Raw genomic sequence first — 15,430 nt, 5'->3', positions numbered from 1 at the left:
AGCCTAGGCTCATCGGCGTGACCACGTATTCCGCGGATCTTGATCTCGCGCTGCGCCTGGCCGACACCGCCGACTCGATCACCCTGGACCGCTTCCGCGCCCGTGACCTGGCCGTGGAACGCAAACCCGACCGGACCCCGGTCACCGACGCCGACCTGGCCGTCGAGGACGCCATCCGGGCCGTGCTCACCGCCGAACGCCCGGCGGACGAGGTCGCCGGAGAGGAACGCGGCGGCACGGACACCGGCGCCGGGCGGGTCTGGGTGCTCGACCCGATCGACGGCACCAAGAACTTCCTGCGCGGCGTGCCCGCCTACGCCACCCTGATCGCCCTGGTCGAGGACGGCCGCCCGGTGGTCGGCGTGATCAGCGCCCCCGCCCTGCACCGCCGCTGGTGGGCCGCCCGCGAAGCCGGGGCCTGGGCCGCGCCCACCGGCGGCGAACCGCAGCGGCTGGCCGTCTCCGGCGTGCGCGAGCTGGCCGACGCCTACCTGTCCACCACCCACCTGGGTTCCTGGGTCGAGCACCACTCCAGGGATGCCTACCTGCGGCTGGTCGACGCCTGCTGGGAGAACCGGGCCTTCGGCGACTTCTGGCAGCACTGCCTGGTCGCCGAGGGCGTGATCGACCTGGCCGCGGAGGCCGTCGTGAACCCGTGGGACGTGGCCGCCGCGCAGGTGCTGGTGGAAGAGGCCGGTGGCCGGTTCACCGACCTGTCCGGCAAACCGGACTACACCGGCGGCAGCGTGCTGACCAGCAACGGGCTGCTGCACCAGCTCGCGCTGGACCAGCTCGCGCACTGACGGCTCGCGGCGGGGCCGCCGGGGCTCACGCCATCGGCGGCACCTGCTGCATGACCCCCAACGCGCCCCGGGACACCTGCGCCCAGGTCAGTCGCCCGAACAGGTAGAAACAGGCCACCTGTTCGTTGGAGAACCTGGCCCAGTCGTACCGGTTGCCCTGTTCGCGCCAGAACACCTCCCAGCCGAACTGGCCCTCCTCGTCGGCGACCTCGTCGCGCAGCAGGCACCACGCGTTGTCGGCCTCCGCGCCGATGGACACCACCTGCGGCGGCACCCCCAGCGCGCGCAGCCACTCACCGATCGACTCCGCGTTCACGCGTTCGTGTCCTCTCCCACTTCGACCAGGAAACCCAGGGCAACAAGCTCGGCGGCGGCGTGCGTGGTGCGGAACCGGATGCCGCCGCCCGCCTGACCGAACCACGGCGCGGCCACCGTGCGCCACACCGGCAGCTCGCGGGCCACCCGGAACCGGTGGTAGCCGTGGCCGATCAGCTCCGGGGGCAGGCCGCGTTCGGCGAACGGGGTGCCGTCCACCGCGAACACCCGGCCGTCCCTGGGGCCGAAGCGGTCCAGCATCGAGCCGACGGAGAGCACGATCGGCTCCGCGCCGTCCGGGTCGACCCCGCCCTCCGGGCACAGCTCGGCCGGGGGCCAGGCGTACTCGGCGGCGCGGTCCTCGGTGGCCGGGCGGGCCAGGAACCGGCGGTCCCACTCGCGTTCGTGCTGGCCGCCCAGCGGGTCGTAGGCCGGGACCAGGGCGAGCACGGCCGGGTGGTCGGGGGCCAGGCCGGGGGTGCGCGGGACCTGCGCCACCGGGTAGCCGGTGATCAGCTCGGAGCGGGGGTGGTCGTGCGGGGGGAAGCGCAGCCCGGCCGCGTAGTCCAGCTCGGCGCGCGGGCGGGGCAGCTGGCGGGCCGGCCGGTTGGTCGGCCTCGGCATGTGCCCCAGCGGGAACAGGTGCACCAGGAACAGCGCCAGCTCGTCGTCCTTGCGGGCGGGCAGCGACAGCTTGGCCGGCGCCACCGGGCGGTCCGGCTCGACCACCGGCGCGACTCCCGGAGCCATCTCCAGATATCCCGCGCCGGGGCGGACCCCGCGCCAGTCCTTGTTCGGGCCGAACCCGGCGTCCATGCCGACACCGCCACGGCCGCCGTGCACCGGCACCGGCGCGACCCCGGCCGCGCCACCGGCGGCGGCCCCCGCGCCCGCGGGCGCGTGCGGGGCGGCGGCCGCGGCGTGGCCGGGTGCGGCGACCGGCGGGGCCGCGGGCGGCGGCGCGGCGGGCGGTGGCGCGAACGGCGTGCCCGGCTGGCCGGGGCCGAACTGCTGGAAGCTGGGCGGCGGCGCGGCCGGTGCGACCGGTGGCGGCGCGACCGGCGGCGGGGCCGCGGGCGGACCGGCGACCGGCTCGGGCGCGCCGGCGAAGGACAGCCGGACCTCGTTCGGGCCCGGTCCCTGGCGCATCGGCGGGGTCGGGGTGGGGTCGTAGTAGACCGGCGGGGGCGGCGCGGGCTGCTGCCGGGGCAGCTCGATCGGGCCGGTCTGCGGGGACGGGTCGTAGTACGGCGGCGGCGCGCCCTTGCCCGGCTGCGGGCCGAAGGACGGCTGTTCGTGGTCCCCGGCCCGAACGGGCAGTTCCGGCTGGCGAGGATCCGGCGGCAGCGGGGGCTGGGTGCCGGGCGCGGCGGCCGGCGGAGGCGCGCCGGAGGGGCTGCCCGCGCCGCCGATCGGCTCGCCGGTGACCGGGTCGTACTGCGGCAGCGTGCCGGCGTCCACCGGCTGGTTGGTGCGCAGGTCGATGAGCTGCCCGGTCTGCGGGTCGCGCATGTAGTTCCCGGCCTGGCCGACCAGGTTGCCGGTGTCCGGGTCGATCAGGCGGCCGGTCTTCGGGTCCATCGGCATGCCGGTGGCCGGGTCGATCGGGTAGCCGGTGCTGGGGTCGACCGCGCCGGGGCCGGTGACCGGGTGCACGTCGTTGTCCATCGAGACGCCGCTGGTGCTGCGCACCGCGGTCTCCAGCGCGTCGGTCAGCTGGGTCAGGTTGGCCAGCACGCCGGCCGCCAGCGAGCTGCGCGAGGCCAGCGCCTCCCGGCCGCCCTCCTGCGCGAGCAGCTGGGCCACGTCGTCCTGCTTGGCCAGCTTCACCAGCTCGGCGACGATCTTGGACTTGGTCGCCTCGATCTGGCCGGCCGCGTGCTCCAGCCGCTGCGCCGCCTCCAGGCAACCCTTGGCGGTCAACGGCATCCGGCCGTGGTCGGCGGCCACGAACCCGTTCCACTGCCGCCGGGCGCCGTCGGCCGCGCGGCCCTTCGCGCCGGTCAGCGCGTGCTGGGCGACCGCGTCGGTCTCGGTGGACAACCGGGTGACCCCGTCACCGGCGGTGCGCCAGGCCTTGGCCGCCTCGCGCATCTTGTCCTCGTCGGCCTGTGGCCAGCGCACGTTCAGCGCGGTGGCGATCTGCGCCAGTTCCGGCGGCAGTTCGATACCCATACGTCCTCTCCCCGACTTCCCCGACTCGCCAAGCCCGTCAGCTCCGGCGCAGCCCCAGCTCGTTGTCCTGCTCGGTGCTCCGGTACTCCTCGGCGGTCTTGGCGAACTTGCCGCCGACCTCGGCCAGCTCGCCGGGCAGCTCGCCGAGCCGCTGCTGGGTCTTGGTCGCCCCTGGCACGTGCGTCCTGGCGAAGCTGCGGCCCACCGCGTCCGAGCCCCAGCACTCGCCGAGCTCGGCCAGCTTCGCGGTCAGCGCCTTGGCGATCGCCTCGGCCCGCTCGCGGTAGTCGTCGAAGTCACCGGCGGCCCGGCTGAGCCGCTCGTGTTCGGTCCGGAACCCGCTCACCGCTCGCCTCCCGCACGCAGCCAGTTCTGCTGTTCGAAGTCCTCATCGGCCTGCCGCGCCCGCAGGTTCAGCTCTCCCGTGGTGAGGTCGCCGCTGCCGTCCAGCACGGCCTGCGGATCGGCGTCGGCCGGCAGCAGCGGGGCGAGCGCGCGCTGGGCGCTGGCCGCGGCCAGCTCAGCCGCCGCTGCGGTCACCTCCAGCACCAGCGCAGCCAGCTCAGCGGCCCGGTAGCGCTGGTACGCCTGCTCGGTGATGCGCAGGTCGAGCAGGGTGCCGCGGGGCCCGACGGTGACCGTGACCACGCCGTCCTCGCTGCTGGCGCTCTCCCTGACCTCGCGGAAGGCGCGCTGCACGGTGCCGAGCTGGTCCCGGCTGCGCCGGTAGTCGGCGATCAGTTCGGCCACCTGGGCCTTGTGGTCGGTCGGCACGAGACCTCCATGGGTGGGACGCAGGTCACCCCTTTGACGGCCGAACGCCCCACTCGGTTCCCCTCGTTCCGGGTGAATTCGGTGCGACGATCATTGACATGGTGGCCATCGCGTACGAGGACCTCACTCCCGGACGGATCATCCCACTCGGGCAGATCGTGATCGACAAGGACGAGATGCTGGCCTTCGCCGAACGCTTCGACCCGCAGCCCTTCCACCTGGACGAGGCGGCGGGGGCGGCCTCGGTGCTGGGCGGGCTGTGCGCCTCCGGCTGGTACACCGGCTCGCTGTGGATGCGGTCCTACGTGGACCACGTGCTGACCGGCTCCACCTCGCAGGGCTCGCCCGGTCTCACCGAGCTGTCCTGGTCCAAGCCGGTGTTCCCGGGCGACGTGCTGCGCAGCGAGCTGGAGGTGGTCTCCGCGCGCCGGTCGGCCAGCCGCGAGGGGCTGGGCCTGGTGCAGATGATCGGCCGGTTGTTCCGCGACGAGGACCTGGTCATGCGGGCCGCGTTCACCGGCATGTTCGGCACCAGGTCATGAGGCTCACCGAGTACGCCCGCGGCGGCGGCTGCGCCTGCAAGATCCCGCCCGGCGAGCTTGAACCGCTGCTCACCGGTTTGACCGGTGCGCAACCGGACTTGGTGGTGGGCGCGGAGAACGGCGACGACGCGGCGGTGCGCAGGCTCGATGACACCCGGGGCCTGGTGCTGACCACCGACTTCTTCACCCCGGTGGTGGACGACGCGGCGGACTGGGGCCGGATCGCCGCGGCCAACGCGCTCTCCGACGTCTACGCGATGGGCGGCCGCCCGGTGCTGGCGGTGAACCTGCTGGCCTGGCCGCGCGAACTGCTGCCGATGGAGCTGGCCGCCGAGGTGCTGCGCGGCGGCGCGGAGGTGGCCACGCGGGCCGGTTGCCCGATCGGCGGCGGGCACAGCATCGACGACGCCGACCCCAAGTACGGGCTCGCGGTGACCGGGCTGGTCGAGCTGGACCGCATGCTGCGCAACGACGCCGGGCGGCCCGGCCTGCCGCTGTCGCTGACCAAGCCGCTGGGCACCGGGGTGCTCAACACCCGGCACAAGCGCACCGGCGAGGTCTTCCCGGAGGCCGTCGCCACCATGATCACGCTGAACGACCGGGCCGCCGAGGCCGCGGTGGCCTGCGGTGCCCGGTGCGCCACCGACGTGACCGGCTTCGGCCTGCTCGGCCACCTGCACAAGCTGGCCCGCGCCAGCGGCGTCACCGCGGTGCTGGACCCGAAGGCGGTGCCCTACCTGGAGGGCGCGCGCGCCGCCGCCGAGGCCGGGTTCGTCAGCGGCGGCACCCGGCGGAACCTGGACTGGGTGCGCCCGCACGCCGAGCTGGCCGGACTGTCCGAAGTGGACGCTCTGCTGCTGGCCGACGCGCAGACCTCCGGCGGCCTGCTGGTCGCCGGCGAGGTGCCCGGCGCGCCGGTGATCGGCGAGCTGGTGCCGGCTCAGGGACCGACGATCACGCTGGCCTGAGCCAGCGCGAAGGCCAGGCAGAGCAGCGCGGCGAGCAGCCGGGGGTGCCGCAGCCAGGCCGCGTCCCAGGCGCCGGGCGGACCGTGCCGCAGCACCCCGAAGGTCATCACGGCCCGCCCGGCCCCGAACGCCAGCCCCGCCAGCAGCGCGGACCCCGGACCGGCCAGGAACGCGATCAGTGGCAGCAGCGCGTAGGGCAGGCCGCTGGTGACGTAGGTGCGCACGCCGGTGCCCATCTCCAGTCCGAACTGGAGCGGGCCGAACACCGGGCCGTGCCGGAACACCGTCTCCGGCACCAGCCGCGCGTTCTGCGGCAACGGAAAGTGCAGCAGGGCGAACTCCCGCGCCACCAGCACCGCCAGCCAGGCACAGACCAGCGCGGACACCAGGAGCGGCGGTACCAGCGGCCGCAACACCGAACCGAGCAGCAGCACCCCGAAGGCGCTCAGCACCCCGCCGAGCAACAGTCCCCCCGCGAACGCGAAGGGCGCGACACCCCGCCAGACCGGCGAGCTCAGCACCGCGGCCGAGTTCCGGCTTCAGGTGGAGCCGCTGACCGCGAAACCGGCGGCGGCGCCGAGCACCAGCCAGGACCAGCCGGGGCCGCCGGGGTCGAGCGCGATCCCGGCCAGCGCGGCGAGGGCGAGGAAGGTGGCGGTGGTGAGGGGGTGCCAGCGGCGGGCCGCCCGATCAGCGGAGGTCACGGGCGGCCGGTTTCCCGCTCATCGCACCAGGGCGCGGCAGATCGTGAAGTAGGTGTTCGTGGTGCCGCTCCTGGTCACCGTGAGGTTCCCGTCGGAGCACCGGTACACCCGGCCGTCGGGCGTGCGCCACTTCCACGCGTTCTTGCCGTTGCAGGAGCTGCTCACCGTGCCGTAGGTCTGCCCGCCCTCGGTGTCCGCGCGGTGCCAGCCGTTCGCGCAGTACTCGCTGGAGCGGAACTCGCCGCCGAAGCAGGCCGCGGGCGCGGTGCGGTACCGGCCGCCGGTGTCCGGGGACTCGTAGTAGCCGTCCGGGTAAGCGTCCTTGCAGTCGTTGCGGTCCCAGCCTTCCAGGCCGCCGGGGCCGGTTTCCGCGCTCGCGGTGCGCCAGGTCAGCGACAGCGTGCCCAGGGTCAGCGCGGACAGCGCGACGCCGCGCAGCACGCCGCGGCGGCTGGCCCTGGTGTCCAGGGCGCGCAGGCCGCTGGTGGCCGAGTAAGTGGCCGGGGTGGCGTCGGCGTGTGGGATGTGGTCCAGGCGCGGGGTCATGACGGCTGCCTTTCCGGGGTGTGCAGCGCGCGGCGGACGTCCGCGGCGGAGGTGGGCAGGACCAGGGAGTCGATCCGGCCGTCGGCGGTCACCGACAGCAGCATCGGCGGGTTGAGGTGGGCCAGGGCCTGCCAGGCCGCGCGGTCGGTGACCAGCTCGACGGTGGCGGGCAGGTCCGGCCAGGCGGCGGCGTCCTCGTAGGTCAGCAGCACCGGGCGGTCGGCGTGCCGGGCCAGCTCAGCGGCGGCGAACTGGCACAGCGGGCAGCCGGAGTCGGCGACCAGCACCGTGCGCGGGCCGTCGAAGCGGTCGGTGACGGAAGTGGGCAGGCGCAGTTCGGCCAGGTCCGCGCCGGTGGCCTGGCGGGCGGTGAGCTGGCGGCGGAGCAGCCGCACCTCGCGCAGCACCGCGGCCAGGCCCAGGTACAGCAGCGCGATCGCCAGCCAGGCCAGGACCAGCAGGGCGAGCACCGGGTCCATCAGCGACCGGCCCAGGCCACGTCGAGTCCGGCCACCCAGTCGAGCAGCTCACCGGTGCTCACCCCGGTGTCCCGGCTCAGCTGCACCTCGGCCGCGCCGCGCGGTCCGGCCAGCACGAACAGGTAGTCCCTGGCGTCCGGGGAACCTTTCCGGCCGGGCAGCGCCAGCCGCCACAGCTCGCCGCCGGGGGTGGCCGCGCCGCGGTGCTTGGGCAGCACCTGGCGGGCGGTCTCCGGGCCGGGGATGGTCACCGTGCCGCGACCGTGCACGGTGAGCGTGATCCGCTCCAGCACCTGCCCGACCGCGGCGCGCACCCGCAGGCCCGCCGGCCGGTCGTCCAGGTCGAGGCCGTTGAACAGCGCGAGCAGGGTCTCCCGGCTCGGCGCCGGGCCGCTGAAGACGGTGAGCAGCTCGTGGAACGGACCGAGCCAGCTGACCACGGTGGTGTCGCCGTCCGCGGTGGCCGCGGCCACCACCTCCCGCCCGGCGGCCGGGAACCGGTGCGCCGCGGTGGCCGGCAGCACCTCCCGGCAGGCGAACTCGTGGTAGCCGCGCGGGCCGATCTGGAAGCCCCGGCTGTACACGCCACCGGCGAAGCGCACCTCCGCGGCGACCGAGGTCACCCTGGCCGCGTCCGGCAGCCGCACGGTCACCGCCCGCCCGCTCGGGCCGCGCAGGCGCAGTGTTGATCCGGCCACTTCGGACCTCCCCGTTCACTCAGCCGTGGTCACTCGTTCGTTTCCGTTGCCGAGCCTGCTCATTGAACGAACCCGCGGCCTCTCGGCAGGGTCCGAAAGGTTTGTGGTTCGCCGTGCTCCCGGTAGGACAGATCACGGGGGGTATCGCTCAATCGGGTCAACCTGAGTGAGGATCGGGCGACCATGCTGAAGGCGACCCGTGAAGAGAAAGAGGAGTGGGTGGATCTCGTCGGACGTGCGGTCGAGCTGAACGCGGTCGACGAGCTGCTCTCCCTGGCGCACGCCGGCCACGGGACCAGCGCGCTGCTGCGCGGCCCTGCCGGGGCCGGCAAGAGCGCTCTGCTGCGGGCGGTGCTGGCCCGCGCGCGGGCCGCCGGCGACCTGGTGCTGGCCGCGAGCGCGGACCGCTGGGAGGCGGACTTCCCGTTGTGCCTGCTGCGCCAGCTGTTCTCCGAACGTTTGCTCAGCAATGAACTCGACTGGGGCCGGCAGCTGACCTCGGTGAGCGCGGGCGGCCGGGCCGGCGTGCCCGCGGCCGCGGTGCGCTCGCTGGGCAGGCACGAGACCCGCTACCTCCCGTACGACGCGGTGGACGAGCTGTACCGGGTCGCGGTCGGGCTCAGCGAGCAGCGGCCGCTGGTGATCGCGGTGGACGACCTGCACTGGGCGGACGCGGCCTCGGCCCGCTGGCTGGCCTACCTGCTGCGCCGGATCGGCGGCGAACGGGTGCTGGTGCTGGGCACCACCGCGCCCGCGGACGTCTGGCCAGCCGACCTGGCCGGCCGGTTCGCCCACCACATCGTCCTGGACGGACTGTCCATCCCGGACGTGACCACGATCGCGGGCGCGATGCTCGGCGTGCCGGTGGCCGAGGGCGTCGGCGCGGCCTGCCACGCGGCCACCGCGGGCAACCCGTTCCTGGTGCACGCCTTGTTGCGCGGGCTGCGGCAGTCCGGCACGCCGCCGACGGTGAGCACGGTGCGCGCGCTGCTGGAGCGCCCGCCAGGGGAGATCGTGAGCTGGCTGCGGCTGGTGCTGGCCGAGCTGGGGCCGGGCGCCAGCGAGCTGGCCGGCACGCTGGCCACCCTCGGCGAGGAGGTCGAGCTGGACCTGGCCGGGGCCATCCGCGGCCTGCCGGCGGACCGGGCCGCGCGGCTGGCCGACGCGCTCACCGAGGCCGGGCTGCTGCACTGGCGCGGCGACCAGGTGGCGCTGCGGCAGCCGCTGGTGCGGGCGGCCGCGGCCGCGGACCTGAGCCAGGAGGCGCGCCAGCACGTGCACGGCGGCGCGGCCCGGCTGCTGCACGCGCGCGGCGCGGGCGCGGAGCGGGTGGGCGCGGAGTTGCTGCGGGCCGGGCCGCTCGGCGAGTCCTGGGCGGCGCAGGTGCTGGAGCTGGCCGCCACCGAGGCGGTCGCGGCCGGCCGCACAGGGCACGCGGTGCGCTACCTGCGCGCGGCCCTGCGCGAGCAGCTCGACCACCGGCAGCGGGCCGCGATCCTGGTCCGGCTGGGTTCGGCGCTGAGCCACCTGGACGTGGCGGGCGCGGTGGCCGCGCTGCGCAGGGCGCTGACGGTGAGCGCGGATCCGGTGCAGCGCAAGGAGATCGCCCGCCAGCTGGCCGGGCTGCTGTGCCTGAGCCGCAGGCACGAGGACGGGTTGCGGGTGCTCACCGAGGTGCGCGAGCAGTGCGCCGACCCGGCGGTGGCCGAGGCGCTGCTGGTCGGCGAGGCGCTGCTGGCGCTGCTGCACTCCTCCACCGCGGCCACCCGGCTCACCCCGCAGCCGGAGCGGGAGCTGCCGCCGGTGCTGTGGTGCGTGCGCGCGGTGCTGGCCGGGACCGACCGGGACCGGGTGCGGGACTGGGCGCTGGCCTCGCTGGCCCCGGCGACCGCGCTGGCGCTGACCATCGCCGGGGCCAACGAGGCCGCGGCCGGGCAGGCCGAGCTGCTGTTCGAGCAGGCCAGCTCGCCCGCGGACACCGCGTTCGCGCTGGCCGTGCGCACCGAGGTGGGCTACCGGCTGGGCAGGCTCACCCAGTGCCGGGAGGACGCCCGCGCCTGCCTGAACACCCTGGTCCGGTTCGGCCCCCGGTACGCGCACGGCCTCGCGGTGACCGCGGCCACCCGGTTGGCCGACACGCTCGCCGAGACCGGGGACGTGGAGGGCGCGCACCGGCTCTTCGAGGAGGTGCTGGCCGCGGACAACCTGCCCGGCGGCCTGGCCGGGGCCTGGCTGCTGGCCGGGCGCGGACGGCTGCGGATCGCCACCGGCGCCGCGGCCGAAGGCGTGGAGGACCTGCTGTGCGCAGGCCGCAGGCTGGACGCCTGGCGGATGTCCAACCCGGCCGTGGTGCCTTGGCGCTCGGGCGCCGCGATCGGCCTGGCCGCGCTGGGCAGGCTGGGCACGGCCAAGGCGCTGGCCATGGAGGAGCTGGCGCTGGCGAGGTCCTGGGGCAGTCCGCAGGCCATCGGCGCGGCGCTGCGCGTCTCCGGGGTGCTGGCCAGGGGCAGCGCGGCGGTGGAGCTGCTGCGCGAGGCGGCCAGGGTGCTGGCCGAGGCGCAGGCCCCGCTGGAGCAGGCTCGCGCGCTGGCCGACCTGGGCACCGCGCTGCGCAAGACCAACCAGCTGGCCGAGGCCCGCGAGCAGCTGCGGCTGGCCGGGGCGCTGGCCCAGCAGTGCGGGGCGACCGTGGTGGACCGGCGGATCCGGGCCGAGCTGCGGGTCTCCGGCGCGCGGCCGCGGCGGCAGGCGCACAGCGGCCTGGAGTCGCTGACGCCGACCGAGCTGCGGGTGACCAACCTGGCCGCGCTCGGGCTGAGCAACCGGGAGATCGCGGCCCGGCTGTTCGTGGTGCGCCGGACCGTGGAGCTGCACCTGAGCAGCGCCTACCGCAAGCTCGGCATCAGCAGCCGGACCGAGCTCCCCCGGCCCTGAACCTGGCCTGGCTGGCCGGAATCCGCAGTCCCTCGGTGATCGCCGCGTGCACCGCGCGGGCCAGCGCCGAGCCGATCAGCGACCTCGGCCCGCCGTAGCGTTCGGCCTCGCCGTCGGCCGGGCAGAGCAGCACGGTGGCGTCGGTGCAGGTGCCGGTGCCCTCGATCCCGTTCTGCGCCAACGCTTGCGCCTTCGCCTCGGCCACCGTGGCCACCGCGTTCACCAGCGCGCCCTCGGTCAGCCGCACCGGCAGCAGGCCCACCACGTTGATGGTGCCCGGCGGCGGCCGCCACACCAGCGGATCGGCTGAGGCCGCCCACACCGGCTGGCCGACCCCGGTGGTCGCGGTGACCCTGGTCCCTTCGCTCGCGCTGTGCACCGCGTGCCGCACGTCCACCGCGGTCAGCAGCGCGGTCCCGTTGCCGGACAAGCCGATCCGCGCCGCCATCTGTCCACAGTGGACTTCCGGGTCGGTGCGGTGGTAGCCGGTGGGCACGGTGGCGTTGAGCACCCAGCTCCGTTCGCCGATGCCGCCGCCGAGCACCGCGGAGGAGATGGCCAGCCACGGGCGCTCGGATTTCCAGGCCAGCAACGGAAAGCCGTCCAGCCAGTGCGTCTCCGGGGTCACAGTTCGCGCCGTACCAGCGCCCGGTGCGTACCCCGGCGTTCGACCAGCCGGAAACCCGCGTCCAGGAACAGGTTCAGCGTGCCGTGGTACAGCTCGCCGGAGTTCTTCTTCGCGCCAAGGGTGTCCACCGGGAACCCCTCCACCCGCTCGGCCCCGTGCTCGCGCGCGTAGTCCACCGCGGCCGCCAGCAGCGCGCCGGTCAGGCCCTGCCCGCGCGCGGTGCGGTGCACGAAGAAGCAGGTCACCGACCACACGCCGGCGGTGTCCTCGTCCTTGCTCGCCGGTGCGGCCACCTTCGACCGGGCCAGCCGGGAGTGCTGCTCGCGTGGGGCGACCGCGACCCAGCCGACCGGGGTTTCCCCTTGCACGGCAAGGAGTCCAATCGGTTGCCCAGTGCGGGACAGCTGCGCCAGCGCCGCGCGGTTGCCCGCCGATCCATTGGCGCTGATCTCGGCGTTGGTGCGGCGGAACCACATGCACCAGCAGCCCGACTGCGCGCCGTTGGGCCCGAACAGCTTCTCCAGCAACGGAAAGCTCCGCTCCTCGAGCGGCTGGAAGCGGCGCCGCCCGGTCATTTCGCCAGCGCCCGCACCACCCGGGACGGGCTCGGCCTGCCCAGCTGCTCGGCCATCCACACGCTGGTGGCGACCAGCTGGTCCAGGTCGACGCCGTGCTCGATGCCCATGCCCTCCAGCATCCACACCAGGTCCTCGGTGGCCAGGTTGCCGGTGGCCGACTCCGCGTACGGGCAGCCGCCCAGCCCACCGGCCGAGGAGTCGATCGTGGACACCCCGCAGTACAGCGCGCTCAACGAGTTCGACAGCGCCTGGCCGTAGGTGTCGTGGAAGTGCACCGCCAGCATGGACGGGTCGACCCCGGCCTCGATGAAGCCGCCGAGCACCGCCTCCACGTGGCCGGGCGTGGCCACCCCGATGGTGTCGCCGAGGGAGAGCTGCCAGCAGCCCATCTCCAGCAGCCTGCGGCCGACCTCGACCACCTGCTGCACCGGCACCGGGCCCTCCCACGGGTCGCCGAAGCACATCGAGACGTACCCGCGCACCGACATGTCCGCCTCCAGCGCCCTGGAGACCACCGGGTCGAACATGGCGAACTGCACGTCCAGGCTGCTGTTCAGGTTGCGCTGGGCGAAGGTGTCGGTGGCGCTGGCGAAGATCGCGATGTGGTCCACCCCGGCGGCCAGCGCGCGGTCCAGGCCGCGCTCGTTGGGCACCAGCACCGGGTAGATCACCTCGGGCCGCTTGCGCAGCCCGGCCAGCAACTCCTCGGCGTCGGCCAGCTGCGGCACCCACTTGGGGTGCACGAAGCTGGTCGCCTCCAGCACGGACAGGCCGCTGTCGGCCAGCCGGTCCAGGAACTCCAGCTTGACCTCCACCGGCACCGCGGTCTGCTCGTTCTGCAGGCCGTCGCGGGCGCCGACCTCCCAGATGGTCACCCTGGAGGGCAGCTCCTCGGTGTTCACCGGCAGCACCCTGGCCGGCAGCCCCACCTCACGCGCGCCCATCAGCGGCCTTCCTCGCGCGGTGGCCGGTTGCGGATGAAGTCGTCCTCAGGGTCATCGTTGACCTCCCGGTAGAGCAGGGTGTGCACGCGTTCCACGCCCGGGATGTCGTCGAACTCCAGCGGTTCGTCCGAGGCGGATTCCACGATCAGGGTGCCGCAGCCCAGCACCCGGTCCAGCAGGCCGTGCTTGAACCGGACGCTGTTGATCCGGGACAGCGGGATGTCGATGCCGTTGCGGGTGATCACGCCCTCGCGGACCATGATCCGCTGGGTGGTGACCACGAAGTGCGTCGAGCGCCAGCGCACCAGCGGCACCAGCACGAACACGATGATCACCAGGCCGCCGAGGCAGCCCAGCACGATCCAGCCGATGTTCGCCCAGCTCAGGTCCTGGACCAGGGCGGCGAGGTAGAGGCAGAGCCCGATGGTGACCAGCAGCACCAGCACCGGGAGGATGAGCATCTTCCAGTGCGGATGCTTGTGGACCACGACGTGCTCGTTGTCCGCGAGCAGGTCGTCCGGATAGGCCAAGGCACTTCCTCCAGGAATGGCACACCGTTCGGTCGACGATCACGGTACCGGCGCGGCCTGACGCCGCACCGCAGCGACGGGCGCTATCCAGCCACACCCTGCGGGGTCACCGGCCGCAGGTGCACGACGTCACCTGCGGAAACGGGTTTCAGCTCGCCGGTGGTGGTGCGGATCACCAGCCTGCCGTCCAGGTCCACGTCGGCGGCGAAGCCGTTCAGGTTCACCCCGCCGGGCAGCTCGACCCTGACCTGCTTGCCCAGGGTCGCGCAGGCCGAGCGGTAGTCCCCGGCCAGTCCGCACCGGCTCGGATCGCCCTCGGCGGCCCGCCAGTGCGCCTCGGCCCTGGCCAGCTCCTCCAGCAGCCGCACCGTGATGAGCTGCCGGTCCAGGCAGGCGGCCTGCTGCAGCGCGAGCGAGGTCGGCCGCAGCCCGCCGGGCCCGACCGGCAGCTCCTCCCTGGTGTGGTGCACGTTCACGCCGATGCCCAGCACCACCGCCGGTTCCGGCGTGCCGGTGACCACCTCGGCCAGGATGCCGCCGCACTTGGCCAGGTCCGGGCCGACCAGCAGGTCGTTGGGCCACTTCAGCCGGGCCTGCACCTCGCACAGGTCGCCGACGGCGTTGACCACCGCCACCCCGGCCAGCATCACCAGCCAGCCCAGCCGCGGGAAGGGCACGCCCTCGGGCCGGAGCAGCACGCTCAGGTACAGCCCGGCCCTGGGCGGTGAGAACCACTGCCGGTCCTGGTTGCGGCCCCGGCCCGCGGTCTGGGTCTCGGCGATGAGCACCGTCCGGTCCGCCGCGCCGGAGTGCGCGGCGGCGACCAGGTCGGTGTTGGTGGATCCGGTGCAGGAGACGACCTCCAGCGCCGCGTACGGCCCGCCCGGCCGCGCGAGCTTCTCGCGCAGCCCTTCGGCGTCCAGCGGGGGCCGTTCCGCGGACGCCTGATCGTCCCAGTCACGCACCCGGACAGTGTACGAAAACCCAGGTGAGTGGCCGGTCAGCTCAGACCGAAGTTCTGGGTCCAGTAGAAGCGGTAGCTGCCGCCCTTGTGCAGGCCGACACCCAGCGCCTTGTAGCCGCAGTTCAGGATGTTGGCCCGGTGCCCAGGGCTGTTCATCCAGGACTTCATCACCGCTTCCGGGCTGTTCTGACCAGCGGCGATGTTCTCGCCCGCGCCACCGGGGTAGCCCTCGGCCTTGACCCGGTCGGACGGGGAGCGCCCGTCCTGGGACTCGTGCGCGAAGTAGTTCTTGGCCGCCATGTCCGCGCTGTGCTTGCGGGCCGCGGTGGCCAGCCGGTCGTCCCAGCGCAGCGCGGCGCAGCCCGCCTTCGCGCGCTCGGCGTCGACCAGCTCGCGCACGGACTGCTCGGCGGCGTCCCCGGACGGCGGGTTCGGGGTGCGGCTGGGCGTGGTGCTGGTGGGACGGGGCTTGCTGGTCGGCTTGGCGCTGGTCGAGGCAGGCGTCGAGCTGGTGGTGGTCGTGGTGGTGCTGCTGCTGGTGGTGCTCGGTTCGGTGCTGGTGCTGCTGGTGGTCTCAGTCGGTTCGGCGGACTCGGACGGGGCAGGGCCACCCACGCCGGAACCGGGGTCGATGATGCCGGCGGAGAGGGGCACCGGAGCCGCCAGTGGCTTGGGCGAGGGCGTCGGTGTGGTCAGCCATGCCGCCACACCCACTCCCGCCGTCACGGCGGCCAGCACGCCGATGGTCATCCGGTTCCGCCGCCACCGTGTGCTCCCTTCATGCGCGGTCACTTGTCCAGGGGTCCTTCCGGGTTGCCGGATACGGGCAGTGGCTGGGCCCGAGCAGG

General features: G+C 74.3%; 19 protein-coding genes. 4 read left to right on the top strand and 15 right to left on the bottom strand.

Annotated features, from left to right (window positions below; genetic code table 11):
* Positions 1-11 precede the first annotated feature (11 nt).
* A complete protein-coding gene (gene hisN, locus N8J89_RS04560; RefSeq protein ID WP_283666096.1) occupies positions 12-803 on the top strand; it encodes a histidinol-phosphatase in 792 nt (263 codons plus the stop codon).
* Positions 804-828: 25 nt separating this feature from the next.
* Here the strand turns inward: hisN and N8J89_RS04555 are convergent, their stop codons facing one another.
* Genes N8J89_RS04555 through N8J89_RS04540 form a run of 4 tightly spaced genes read right to left on the bottom strand, consistent with a single transcriptional unit; the run spans position 829 to position 4,067 of the window.
* Positions 829-1,119: a hypothetical protein gene (locus N8J89_RS04555; RefSeq protein ID WP_283663100.1), complete on the bottom strand. Its 291-nt coding sequence runs from the start codon at positions 1,117-1,119 to the stop codon at positions 829-831.
* The gene (locus tag N8J89_RS04550) at positions 1,116-3,293 is read right to left on the bottom strand and encodes a glycohydrolase toxin TNT-related protein (RefSeq protein WP_283663099.1); all 2,178 of its coding nucleotides are present in this window, start codon (positions 3,291-3,293) and stop codon (positions 1,116-1,118) included. Before N8J89_RS04550 ends, N8J89_RS04555 begins: the two co-directional genes overlap by 4 nt.
* 37 nt (positions 3,294-3,330) lie before the next feature.
* Positions 3,331-3,639, bottom strand: a complete 309-nt coding sequence (locus N8J89_RS04545) for a WXG100 family type VII secretion target (RefSeq protein ID WP_283663098.1) — start codon at positions 3,637-3,639, stop codon at positions 3,331-3,333.
* Complete coding sequence (locus tag N8J89_RS04540) at positions 3,636-4,067, bottom strand: YbaB/EbfC family nucleoid-associated protein (RefSeq protein ID WP_283663097.1); 432 nt, start codon at positions 4,065-4,067, stop codon at positions 3,636-3,638. The genes N8J89_RS04545 and N8J89_RS04540 overlap by 4 nt, the downstream gene beginning before the upstream one ends.
* A gap of 98 nt (positions 4,068-4,165) precedes the next feature.
* Here N8J89_RS04540 and N8J89_RS04535 point away from each other — a divergent pair, with 98 nt between their 5' ends.
* Together N8J89_RS04535 and selD are read left to right on the top strand one after the other, a co-directional pair.
* Complete coding sequence (locus N8J89_RS04535; RefSeq protein ID WP_283663096.1) at positions 4,166-4,609, top strand: MaoC/PaaZ C-terminal domain-containing protein; 444 nt, start codon at positions 4,166-4,168, stop codon at positions 4,607-4,609.
* Positions 4,606-5,577 carry a selenide, water dikinase SelD gene (gene selD, locus N8J89_RS04530; protein ID WP_283663095.1) on the top strand — a complete coding sequence of 324 codons (972 nt, stop codon included), beginning with the start codon at positions 4,606-4,608 and terminating at the stop codon, positions 5,575-5,577. The genes N8J89_RS04535 and selD overlap by 4 nt, the downstream gene beginning before the upstream one ends.
* On the opposite strand, the gene N8J89_RS04525 is transcribed toward selD, so the two are convergent.
* Genes N8J89_RS04525 through N8J89_RS04505 form a run of 5 tightly spaced genes read right to left on the bottom strand, consistent with a single transcriptional unit; the run spans position 5,550 to position 8,004 of the window.
* Positions 5,550-6,098, bottom strand: a complete 549-nt coding sequence (locus N8J89_RS04525) for a hypothetical protein (protein WP_283663094.1) — start codon at positions 6,096-6,098, stop codon at positions 5,550-5,552. The two genes, selD and N8J89_RS04525, sit on opposite strands and share 28 nt — an antisense overlap.
* Before the next feature lie 18 nt (positions 6,099-6,116).
* Positions 6,117-6,281 (bottom strand): hypothetical protein, encoded by a 165-nt coding sequence (locus tag N8J89_RS04520; protein ID WP_283663093.1) that lies wholly within the window; start codon positions 6,279-6,281, stop codon positions 6,117-6,119.
* Positions 6,282-6,299: 18 nt separating this feature from the next.
* A complete protein-coding gene (locus N8J89_RS04515; protein WP_283663092.1) occupies positions 6,300-6,827 on the bottom strand; it encodes a hypothetical protein in 528 nt (175 codons plus the stop codon).
* The gene (locus N8J89_RS04510) at positions 6,824-7,306 is read right to left on the bottom strand and encodes a hypothetical protein (protein ID WP_283663091.1); all 483 of its coding nucleotides are present in this window, start codon (positions 7,304-7,306) and stop codon (positions 6,824-6,826) included. Before N8J89_RS04510 ends, N8J89_RS04515 begins: the two co-directional genes overlap by 4 nt.
* Positions 7,306-8,004 (bottom strand): hypothetical protein, encoded by a 699-nt coding sequence (locus tag N8J89_RS04505; RefSeq protein ID WP_283663090.1) that lies wholly within the window; start codon positions 8,002-8,004, stop codon positions 7,306-7,308. The genes N8J89_RS04510 and N8J89_RS04505 overlap by 1 nt, the downstream gene beginning before the upstream one ends.
* A gap of 219 nt (positions 8,005-8,223) precedes the next feature.
* On the opposite strand from N8J89_RS04505, the gene N8J89_RS04500 reads away from it, so the two are divergent.
* Positions 8,224-10,938 (top strand): ATP-binding protein, encoded by a 2,715-nt coding sequence (locus N8J89_RS04500; protein WP_283663089.1) that lies wholly within the window; start codon positions 8,224-8,226, stop codon positions 10,936-10,938.
* Here N8J89_RS04500 and N8J89_RS04495 read toward each other — a convergent pair.
* The 6 genes from N8J89_RS04495 to N8J89_RS04470 form a co-directional block, all read right to left on the bottom strand.
* Positions 10,907-11,566, bottom strand: coding sequence for an adenosylcobinamide amidohydrolase (locus tag N8J89_RS04495; protein WP_283663088.1), 660 nt, complete (start codon positions 11,564-11,566; stop codon positions 10,907-10,909). The genes N8J89_RS04500 and N8J89_RS04495 overlap by 32 nt on opposite strands.
* Entirely contained in the window at positions 11,563-12,141 is a 579-nt protein-coding gene (locus N8J89_RS04490) for a GNAT family N-acetyltransferase (RefSeq protein ID WP_283663087.1), read from the bottom strand. Before N8J89_RS04490 ends, N8J89_RS04495 begins: the two co-directional genes overlap by 4 nt.
* The gene (locus N8J89_RS04485) at positions 12,138-13,088 is read right to left on the bottom strand and encodes a hydroxymethylglutaryl-CoA lyase (RefSeq protein WP_252485189.1); all 951 of its coding nucleotides are present in this window, start codon (positions 13,086-13,088) and stop codon (positions 12,138-12,140) included. The genes N8J89_RS04490 and N8J89_RS04485 overlap by 4 nt, the downstream gene beginning before the upstream one ends.
* Complete coding sequence (locus tag N8J89_RS04480) at positions 13,088-13,618, bottom strand: PH domain-containing protein (RefSeq protein WP_283663086.1); 531 nt, start codon at positions 13,616-13,618, stop codon at positions 13,088-13,090. Before N8J89_RS04480 ends, N8J89_RS04485 begins: the two co-directional genes overlap by 1 nt.
* Before the next feature lie 83 nt (positions 13,619-13,701).
* On the bottom strand, positions 13,702-14,583 hold the full coding sequence (locus tag N8J89_RS04475; RefSeq protein ID WP_283663085.1) for a biotin--[acetyl-CoA-carboxylase] ligase: 882 nt from the start codon (positions 14,581-14,583) through the stop codon (positions 13,702-13,704).
* Between the two features lie 35 nt (positions 14,584-14,618).
* On the bottom strand, positions 14,619-15,332 hold the full coding sequence (locus N8J89_RS04470; RefSeq protein WP_283663084.1) for a CAP domain-containing protein: 714 nt from the start codon (positions 15,330-15,332) through the stop codon (positions 14,619-14,621).
* Positions 15,333-15,430 lie beyond the last annotated feature (98 nt).

Origin of the sequence: Crossiella sp. CA-258035 (assembly GCF_030064675.1) — a bacterium.
Taxonomy (GTDB): Bacteria; Actinomycetota; Actinomycetes; order Mycobacteriales; family Pseudonocardiaceae; genus Crossiella.
The sequence above is the reverse complement of the archived record's forward strand: the minus strand, read 5'-3'. Positions and strand labels throughout refer to the sequence as shown.